The sequence below is a fragment of the Vibrio sp. 10N.261.55.A7 genome (assembly GCF_002877365.1).
In the GTDB taxonomy this organism is placed as follows: Bacteria; Pseudomonadota; Gammaproteobacteria; order Enterobacterales; family Vibrionaceae; genus Vibrio.
Genome location: NZ_MCWZ01000122.1, coordinates 1 through 221 on the forward strand (window position 1 = coordinate 1; position 221 = coordinate 221).

A 221-nucleotide genomic window follows, 5' to 3' on the forward strand; every position below is an offset into this window, starting at 1 on the left:
GCAATGTCAGTTGATGGTATCTTCCTCTTACGTAACGGGTTGATGGTGTAGGGGCCTTCCTTAGTGTTATTAATATAAACCGATAACTTTGTTACAAGATGAATTATTGTTTGTAAAGGGGGGTGAATATATTTCTAAGTTTTTCGTCTTCTGATCTGGTATTAGGAGGCTCATCATAATCTTCATGGGCATCGAAGATGTGGTGAATTAAAAAGTTTGGC